The sequence below is a fragment of the Dialister sp. genome (assembly GCF_036343215.1).
GTDB lineage: Bacteria > Bacillota > Negativicutes > Veillonellales > Dialisteraceae > Dialister.
The window spans coordinates 1-10,004 of record NZ_JAZASU010000062.1 but is presented as its reverse complement, the minus strand read 5'-3'; the positions used below and the strand labels follow the sequence as shown (position 1 = coordinate 10,004).

The 10,004-nt window shown below is 47.5% G+C and carries 5 protein-coding genes and 1 CRISPR repeat array; of the genes, 3 read left to right on the top strand and 2 right to left on the bottom strand.

Annotated features, from left to right (window positions below; all coding sequences use genetic code 11):
- Positions 1-4: 4 nt before the first annotated feature.
- Positions 5-2,307: direct repeats of the CRISPR family, unit length 32 nt; unit sequence GTCGCACCCCATGAGGGTGCGTGGATTGAAAT.
- A 195-nt stretch (positions 2,308-2,502) separates the two neighbouring features.
- Positions 2,503-3,228, top strand: a complete 726-nt coding sequence (locus VZT47_RS07770) for a hypothetical protein (RefSeq protein WP_330224403.1) — start codon at positions 2,503-2,505, stop codon at positions 3,226-3,228.
- 2,252 nt (positions 3,229-5,480) lie between these two features.
- Here VZT47_RS07770 and VZT47_RS07765 read toward each other — a convergent pair.
- Positions 5,481-6,197, bottom strand: a complete 717-nt coding sequence (locus tag VZT47_RS07765) for a hypothetical protein (RefSeq protein WP_330224402.1) — start codon at positions 6,195-6,197, stop codon at positions 5,481-5,483.
- A 780-nt stretch (positions 6,198-6,977) separates the two neighbouring features.
- On the bottom strand, positions 6,978-7,583 hold the full coding sequence (locus VZT47_RS07760) for a Maf family protein (RefSeq protein WP_330224401.1): 606 nt from the start codon (positions 7,581-7,583) through the stop codon (positions 6,978-6,980).
- 279 nt (positions 7,584-7,862) lie between these two features.
- Here VZT47_RS07760 and VZT47_RS07755 point away from each other — a divergent pair, with 279 nt between their 5' ends.
- Both VZT47_RS07755 and VZT47_RS07750 read left to right on the top strand, forming a co-directional pair.
- Positions 7,863-8,237, top strand: a complete 375-nt coding sequence (locus VZT47_RS07755; RefSeq protein WP_330224404.1) for a RidA family protein — start codon at positions 7,863-7,865, stop codon at positions 8,235-8,237.
- A gap of 601 nt (positions 8,238-8,838) precedes the next feature.
- Positions 8,839-9,459 (top strand): hypothetical protein, encoded by a 621-nt coding sequence (locus VZT47_RS07750; RefSeq protein ID WP_330224400.1) that lies wholly within the window; start codon positions 8,839-8,841, stop codon positions 9,457-9,459.
- The last annotated feature ends 545 nt before the right edge of the window (positions 9,460-10,004 follow it).

Here is a 10,004-nt window from a genome sequence, read left to right as displayed (position 1 = left end):
GAAAGTCGCACCCCATGAGGGTGCGTGGATTGAAATTGAGTATCGTCGAAAATTTGGACGATGCAGGAGTGTCGCACCCCATGAGGGTGCGTGGATTGAAATGTTGACTTGTGCATGTATGAATATAAATGTTATGGTCGCACCCCATGAGGGTGCGTGGATTGAAATATCGTACTTAGCCAGGTATTCACGGCGGTTGAATGTCGCACCCCATGAGGGTGCGTGGATTGAAATTGCTTCGGTGCCTTCAGTTCCAGAAAGTCAGAGAGTCGCACCCCATGAGGGTGCGTGGATTGAAATGACTTGGAAGTCTTCTATACAAGTTTGGAAAAAGGTCGCACCCCATGAGGGTGCGTGGATTGAAATCTGTGCTTCATGTTCAGCATGTTCATTGACTGCCTGTCGCACCCCATGAGGGTGCGTGGATTGAAATCCCGGGAATGCAAAGGCGTTATCCTCCCTCGCCGGTGTCGCACCCCATGAGGGTGCGTGGATTGAAATACCTCCACATGATGACCGCAAATCGCGACTTCTTTTGTCGCACCCCATGAGGGTGCGTGGATTGAAATATTTTGATGCATTCATTAATTCCTGCGCCCTTGGTCGCACCCCATGAGGGTGCGTGGATTGAAATTCGATGCGGATGAGGTCGAACACGCTGATGCGGGTGTCGCACCCCATGAGGGTGCGTGGATTGAAATACCGTGCTGTTATTATAGGTATTGCCTACCTCAAAGTCGCACCCCATGAGGGTGCGTGGATTGAAATAACGAAGGAAGCTTTGAACCGCTCGGCTCCGATTGTCGCACCCCATGAGGGTGCGTGGATTGAAATACCGCCAGCTTCATTGATGATCGCCGGACCGCCTGGTCGCACCCCATGAGGGTGCGTGGATTGAAATATGAGCTTCGATGCCGTTATGACCGGTGCTGCCGTGTCGCACCCCATGAGGGTGCGTGGATTGAAATGACGATGAAACGAAGAAAGGTTTCACTGGAGCCCAGTCGCACCCCATGAGGGTGCGTGGATTGAAATACCATGAAATTGCGCCATATCCTTTTGGCGTTATTGTCGCACCCCATGAGGGTGCGTGGATTGAAATTTGAATTCAGTATGGAAGGGGATGAATTCTTTTGTCGCACCCCATGAGGGTGCGTGGATTGAAATTCATCCATCTCGAAGCCGATGAAGTGGCGCTCCTGTCGCACCCCATGAGGGTGCGTGGATTGAAATATGAAGTTCTGAATGTCAGTGTCAGTGTTGTCCACGGTCGCACCCCATGAGGGTGCGTGGATTGAAATTATATCCCTTCGGCTGACGTGCCCAACTATGCGCCGTCGCACCCCATGAGGGTGCGTGGATTGAAATTAGGGGATTGATCCATAAAGTCCCCGTCCACTTGGTCGCACCCCATGAGGGTGCGTGGATTGAAATTGCTTCTAATGCAAGCAAGAGCGAGACCAATGCGAGTCGCACCCCATGAGGGTGCGTGGATTGAAATTGTGCGGAGAGGGCAATGTTGGCCTTGCTGATGGTGCGTCGCACCCCATGAGGGTGCGTGGATTGAAATACTTAGATTTTTTAGAAAGTTCGGCGTATGCGTTGTCGCACCCCATGAGGGTGCGTGGATTGAAATGATCCGCATAGCTTTATTGGATGGGGACTCGTACGGGGTCGCACCCCATGAGGGTGCGTGGATTGAAATATGGTATCGTCCGGCCGCCTGTCTAATAATTTATCGTCGCACCCCATGAGGGTGCGTGGATTGAAATAAGGATGGAACGGTGGCCTGGCAGGGCAAACATGAGGTCGCACCCCATGAGGGTGCGTGGATTGAAATTGGGTGAAGTTGGTTTTATACCAGACATCCCCCTGGTCGCACCCCATGAGGGTGCGTGGATTGAAATAGCAATCAGGAACACACCATGGACCTCGAGGTCCGGTCGCACCCCATGAGGGTGCGTGGATTGAAATTTTCTGGAGATTATTCAGGAAGCTCTGCAGGATGTCGCACCCCATGAGGGTGCGTGGATTGAAATTTCGACATGGGAGAAACGGAATGCCGTACATCAAAGTCGCACCCCATGAGGGTGCGTGGATTGAAATGTAGATATCAACACCTTTGCTAAAGCCTTTGCAGTGTCGCACCCCATGAGGGTGCGTGGATTGAAATATAAACAGTACAGGAGCGGAAGATGATGAAAAAGAAGGTCGCACCCCATGAGGGTGCGTGGATTGAAATCCGCCGACTTGCACATACCGCTACACCGTCAACGTCGCACCCCATGAGGGTACGTGGATTGAAATCAGCTGGGGTACAAGGGACTCATCGACCTGGCATAGTCGCACCCTGCGAGGGTGCGTGGAATTTTGTTTATATGGTTGGATAATTCACATTTAGGGAGGTAATTTTCCAGAATACGTTAAATTCCTTAATGGTTTTGCTATCTATAATAAGAAGAAGCTGCCGTTATATTAGGAGAGGAAAGAAAGTAGTGGTGCATGAAAAAGATATTAATTACTCTTTTGGCTCTTGGGATTGCCGGAAATGCGTATGCAGCGAATCTTTTGATGGATGTGAAATCGAAAGATTATGATTCATCTATGGCTCTTATTGAAATCAATAGAGCAATTACAACAGTGGCTGAAAAATCGACTGATAATTATACATTACGAGCAAAGCCAATGATTAGTAATGCTTTGATAGACGGTACCGAATGGAGATCAGATCTGCCGTACTCCACAGTAAAAGGAATGGTCGAAAATAAAGCTAATGGTTATATTTTTTATAGTAGAAGTAAATACAATAGCTTTGCCTGCACGCTAACGGGGATTTCTTTGGATATAACTAATAATAAGGATATGCCCCTTGTTATTGATATCAATCAGTCTTGTATGAAGGTGGGGGATTTTGAAGGCCAGCCTTTTTACACAGGTAAGTTCATGGATGCTGGAGCTTCATCTCAGCCTCCGGTTGTTGTAGGACCAAAAGCAACCAAGTCTGTTCTTTTGCGAAGATCGGATTTTAAATTCAGATCGTCCGGCATGGCAGCAGGATGGCTTGTACCGTTATATCCGATGGACTTTGATAACATTTCCATTGAACTTGATCTGAAGATTGATGATGCTTATGAAGCTCTGACTGCAACCGGAAAAATTGATATGACGAACTTGCAGAAATATGATTTGGATTATCAGTGGAATAAAAATAAGAAGAAATATGATTAATGGGATCATAAAAAAGCACCTTTCGAAAGGGAGGTGCTTTTTCTATGCCCCTCCGGCGGGGTTTCCGGCAGCGGGAAAGGGGAATTTCTATGGGACCCTGATGGGAAAAAATCAAAAAGGGCGGCACTATAGGAATTGTGTGCCGCCACCATCCCGATTCCCGAATCCCGATCAACGTACAGTTTCGAAGACAGCTATTCAATCAAAGTTTCAACACTTTCAGTCCCTGATGGGGGTCTGGGAACTGGGAACTTCTATGCGTGAAAAACAAAAAAGCCGCCCAGATAATGGACGGCTTTCGGGCAGCAAAATTCTCCCTTTTGAGATGGATTTTTCGTTGACCGGAATTCCGATCTTACCTGTCAATCGGCTGCAGAAATTCCTACGTTTGGATATGACATCTCGTGACCAGGGTACGCTCTTGGGGTGCGCGGATCCGAAATTGTATCGCTTGACTCGACGGGAGTTTATTCTGATGTAAAAATACTGGAATTGTGAAGTTCCTCGAGGATTGGAAAGCATATGGAACACGTGGGTCTTGCTCCGGATCCGCCTGAAATTTCTACGCGCGGGGCGGATCGGATGGAGCTCGGCCCGAGGCCTCGTTCTTCTTGCCTTCCTGTGGATATAGTCGAGAAAAACCCCATTTTATATCATTAGAATTTTATTAAGCTTTTGAGTTCGGGAAGTATTCAGGATTTTCCCCTGACCTTTCCATAGGGTTTCAGCCTTCCTGCAGCTTCAGACATGGGAGGTCATGTTTCTCGTCCCGGCGCCCTCGCCGGACTGCGGGCGCCAGAAAAAGTAAGAAAAGGGGAGAAGGATCACCGGTGGAACCCGGAAATCACACAGAAAAGCCTCATGAGCCGAAAGGTTCATGAGGCTTTTCCAATGGAAATGCCCCTTTCCGGTGATTGGCGGAAAAGGGCATTGGATGCGGATAAAACCCCAAAGGGTAATACGCTATTGCAATAAGACTGAAAGGTTTCATCCTCGATTATATTGGGGAGTTTCAATACCCCAAAGGGTAATACGCTATTGCAATTCAATAGCTTCCAGTCTCCAGAAGCAATGAAGTTTCAATACCCCAAAGGGTAATACGCTATTGCAATCTTGAAAGACATTGAAGATAAATATCAGATTTTATTGTTTCAATACCCCAAAGGGTAATACGCTATTGCAATAGCGGGCCCCGGGAGCCCTGTATTTATGGGCTTTCTGAGAGCCATTTGGAAAACCGATGGCGGAAATCGGCCTTTTTGAAAGATTTTCGGAAAAATCGCCCGCGGTCAATTTTGAAAAAGTCCTGAAAAGTAAGCTCCTATAGGAGAAATGGGACTTTTTTTGATTTTGGCAAACCGCCTTCGTATCCTTTCCTGTATTTTAGGGCTTTCCGGGGTTTTCTGTCAAGAGGGCCATCGGTTTTCCATTCTCATTTAGAAGGCGAAAAATTGGATGAGCATCGATAAAATCTGACTTTTTTCATTCACAATGGATCTGGCAAACCTGTGGAGCCTGAAATCGCCTGATTTGATCGGACTTTTCAGTCTTTCGCAGCACTTCCGGACTGAAAAAACTTTCGGCCGAAGACCGTCAGTTCGTCAGGCTCCCCCTGGGGGGAGCTGGCGCTGAAGGCGTCAGAGGGGGGAGGGATGGGAAATGGCGGCCAGAGGCTGCCTGATGAAAACCCGGAATTTCTATGCGGGAAATATAAAAATGGTGCTGCTATATGATTTGTACCGCGCCACCGCCCCGAGTCCCGATTGATACAAGGTCATTGAAAAAGGCTATTCTTTCAAAGTTTCTACTCTTTCAGCCCCTGATGGAACTCTCAGGAATTATCGATTCTTCGAATCGATTTGCCCTCTCACCGCTGTCGCGGTGTTCCCGGGGGAGAGTCCTTGCTTAACGATAGTGTCACTTATTACGCGTACCTTTCGTCAGTTAGTCTCGTATGTGCCATGTGACCTTTCCTGTATATAAAATGCGGCGCCCATGAATTTGCGCCGCACCTTCCCGAGTCCCGACGTCCCGATTCCCGAACGATGCAAGGTTATCGAAGACAGCTATTTCTTCAAAGTTTCAACGTTTTCAGTCCCTGATGTAATTCCAGGGAATTTTGATTTCTTTCATGATGTGCCTCCTTTGCAGTTTTATTTCCTCTGGTTTCATTATAGCTTTCCCCGGGCAGATCCGGGGCGCTCCATAGGGGACAAAAAGCGGTGCCTCACTGGCGGGGGCACCGCTTTTTGTTATTTCGTTTTTATGTCCTTGATCAGAGCATAAGCGCTATTATAGTAGGATTCCACTCTATCTTTCATATTTCTCAGGTAGATATCGGATTTCCCTTTAATGTCGAGATCATCCAGTCTAATGACCTGTTTATTTTTAAAGTCAAAGGTTAATGCCATCACGTAATCGGGATTGTCAGGATTGGGCACTTCTTTTGAAAAGTAAAAGGTTCCAATCTGCTTTTTCGGATTATACTGGTAATAGTCTGTACAGATCATGTAGTTGTATTTTTCATCCGAATAGGTCCACTGCCAGTCGTGGACTTCTTTTCCTAAAAGTGGTGGTTTCCCGTTTGCTTTCAATACGATATTTGCCAGCCTTTCAAAGACTGAAGCCGGATGTATATCATGCTTTACGAAATCGTCATGATTTGTCTCCCTGTAACCGTTGTAATCGGGAACATAACAATAATATATGATAGTGTCGACTCTCTTTTTGGGCAGGCTTATGCAGTAATATGTTTTCGCCGGGTTTCCATTTATGTCTATGGCTTTGGTCCATATAAATATTTTGTTTTTATCAACCCAGCTTGTGTCGAGATTTACATAAGTAGTAAATGTTTTATCCCATTCCATGTCATAGAAATTGTATGCCTTCACCAGATTTTCCGCCCCGGTCATGGTAAAGGAGCCGATGGCCAGCGCTCCTGCCAGCAGCAATGTTTTCCAGATTTTCATAATATCCCCTCCCCGCGAGAATACGAAATGATCTGACTTCAGTATATCATTTCCGGAGGGATTGCGGTGGAATATGGGGGCTTTTGTGGAAATATAAAAAGGCGCGGCTATATGATTTGTGCCGCCACGGCTTTCCCGGGATTGTTTCGTCAGTTAGCCTCGTATGTGCCTGGTACCGAACCCTGCGCATGTACCCTTATCATCATTTTCGACTTGTGCCTGCTTGACATCCCCTCACCGCATTCGCGGAGCTCCCCGCACTTCGGGGAGCTCTTTCTTTCCGATAGAGTCAATTGGTACAAGTATGTTTCGTTAGTTAGTCTCGTATGTGCCTTGCGGCGATAAAACACCTATCCGCCTCCGCTTCGCTCCGGCACCTTCCCATCCAGGGAAGGTGGGGCCCTGCAGCATTTTTTCTTGTTTCCTCATATGCGGCTTGATTGTGTAGTGCAGGAGAATATAAAAAAGGCGCGGCTTCATGAATTGTGCCGCGCCACCGCCCCGAGTCCCGATTCCCGAGTCCCGATCGATTCAAAGTCTCGAAGACAGCTGAAAATGCAAAGTTTCGAAGAATTCAGCCCCCATGGACCCACTGGGAACCGGGAACTTCCATGGAACCATATAAAAAAGGCGCGGCTTCATGAATTGTGCCGCGCCACCGTCCCGAGTCCCGTTTCCCGAGTCCCGATCGATTCAAAGTCCCGAAGACAGCTGATAATGCAAAGTTTCAAAGAACCCGGTCACTGATAACTGATAACTGCGAACTGATAACTTTTTATTTCAGCCTTTCCTTATTTCTTTCATCATTTCATAAACGGTCGTCAGCGGGAGTCCCACTACATTATCATAGGATCCGGTAATTCCTGTCACGAGGAGTGTTCCCTGTCCCTGGATTCCGTAGGCTCCGGCTTTGTCCATGGGTTCGCCGGTGGAAATGTAGGCTGAAATTTCCTGGTCTGTAAGGTCCCGGAAATGGACGCTGGTGGTGACGACCCGGAGGAGTTTTTTCTTTCCCTGAAGGAGGGCCGCTGCGGTTTTGACTTTGTGGGTTTTTCCGGAGAGGAAGCGGAGCATGGAAAAGGCGTCTTTTTCGTCTTTCGGTTTGCCCAGGATTTTTCCGTCCAGGGTGACGATGGTATCGGCACCTAAAATCGGAAGGGGGCTCCCGGTCCTTTCCTGAATGTTTTCTGCTTTGCCGAGGGCATTTTCGGCACAGACGAGGTCCGGCCCCTGGAAACCGGCCAGGAGGGGGGTATTTCTTCTTTTTTCTGCTTCTTCGATGGTGGAAACTTCGGGGAAGCTGCTTTTTTCAATGTCTGCGGTCCAGCCGATCTGGTGGATGAGTTCTTTCCGCCTGGGGGATGCGGATGCAAGGATGATGTGCATGATGGGCTCCTTTTCGTAATGCTTTATATACATTATATATGGAAATGCTTTGGGGAGAAAGTTATCAGTTATTAGTTCGCAGTTCTCAGTTTTGATAGCCAATCAGACCGGGACAGCCGGTTAATAGTTAATGGTTAATGGTCGTTCATAATGATGTGATTTCTGCGAACTGAGAACTGCTAACTGATAACTTTTTCTTTACAGTTTCCCGAATTTAAAGTACCATACAGTTATCAAGAATATGCAATTGATTTCCACAAAGGGGGTATTTCTATGTCCATGAAGGTGATTTCCACGAAGAAGGCGCCGGCTGCGATCGGGCCTTATTCTCAGGCGTATGTGGCAGGTCCGTTCCTTTTCACTTCGGGTCAGGTGGGATTTATTCCGGAAACCGGAGAACCGGCAGGGGAGACGATTGAGGCCCAGACGGAGCAGGTGATGAAAAATATCGCGGCTCTTCTCAAAAAGGCAGGAACTGATTTTGATCATGTGGTGAAGACGACCTGTTTCCTGGCAGATATGGGGGATTTCGCTGCCTTTAACGGGATTTATGAGAAATATTTCACTTCCAGACCGGCAAGAAGCTGTGTGGCTGTGAAGTCTCTGCCAAAGGGAATGCTCTGCGAAGTGGAGCTTGTGGCGTATATGAAATAGTCGTCATTTTCTCGCGGATGGATCGAGAAAATCGGAGGAATCGTGATCCGTGAGTCGTGAAGGCGGGCGTTCTGGAATGACAGGGCGCTCTTTTTTGTGCGGGAAACTATAGGCAGAGAGGGATTGGGAATCAGGGAAGGTGACAGGCGGCAAATTGGGAGGACCGCCTTTTTGAATGACCCCTCTCGTCCATGTCGGAAATGCAGGCTCAATTCCCGGATGATGCAAATTAAGGTATGCCTTTTCTTGTGAAATGGAGAGGAATGGCCGACTTTCTCCTGATAAAGTGGAAAAATATTTCTTTGTCTTTTTGACATTTAATTGACCGGATATTGACGGTTTTATTTCCTTATTTCCTTTATTTCATCGGAATTAAACCTGAAAGGGAAAAGAATAGGTATCTATTTATTTTATGATTATCTGACGTAATTAGATATTGAATTGTGTATTAAATAAAGTTTGGAGAAATTTGTATCTTTTTGTTTACATTTGCATTTAAAGAATATAAAATATAAATACAAATAAAAGGATGATTCAAAGTTATACATGCGTTGGCAATTGACGCGGGCCTGTTGGATTCAGGCGGGAAAGAAGGATCATTATGGGAGAGGCTGTGATTGGGGGACGACCGTACCGTCCGGAGCTTTCGGTGGGGGTTTATGAGAAGAGGATCGGGGAGCTGATCGGGAAGGTTTCTGTCAGCCCCATCGAGCTGGCTATGGAGATCGGCCAGAGTCTTTTCATTGCGATTTACCGGAGGCGGAGTTACAAGGTTTCTGCGGATAAGGAGTATTTCTTTTCCGCGGTTTTCAATGATCAGGTGATCCGGCAGTGCAGGCCGTCGGAGCTTTTTATCCAGGCTTTTACGCCGGATTATGTGAGCCGCGATGTGCTGGCTCTCCGGTCTTACCGGGAGCGGAATACGCTTTTCGTGCTGCTGCCGGAAAAGCCGGATGGGTATCAGCAGGAGTATGTCCGGGCGCTGCAGATCCGCAGTTTCCTCCATTCCAGGGATCCGAAAAGTATCCCTGATTATGTGCGCACGTTTCCCCTGAAGGCGCAGGAGGCCAGGGTCCATCTTTCGAAGGGGGATCAGTTCCTGAAAAATGCGCTGACCGGTGTCTCTTTCTTCGCTGATGGGAAGGAAATGAAACCGCAGGGAAAGGATGCTGTTTCCTGCCTCGATGAGGGGATCCGGTGGTTTATGGGGATGAGGAAATAGGAGTTTATAGGGATTCATATGAAAATGGGCGCTCCGGAAGGATGGGGCGCTCTTTTTGTGTTGGGGATTTGCGGCTGTCAGGGAAAATTGCAGGCGGAGAGGGATTGGAGATTGGGGATCAGGGAAGGTGCGGCGCAAATTCCCGGGCGCCGCTTTTTTGATTTGCCCTTGGACGTGCATGTTCGACGGGAAGGGGCAGTGCAGGGGCTTACATATAAGTTCCGAGTTCCGAGTGGGTCCATTAGTACGTAACGCATGGGGTTTTTGAGTCATTTGGCATTCTTGCGATAGTCAACCCCCTTTAGAGTCAATTGGCAGGAAAATGTTTCGTCAGTTAGCCCTGTAATCGATTTGAAACGGTAGAACAACCCCTCAGTCCGCTTCGCGGACAGCTCCCCAAGCTTGGGTAATGGCACACACTTAAGGATTTACTCCTAAAAACAGACAATTACATAACCCCATTTTAGCGTATCCAGCAGGATACGCTTTTTAATTTATTAATTTTAAATTTTAATGCGCGGAAAGCTTGACACAATGGAAAAAAT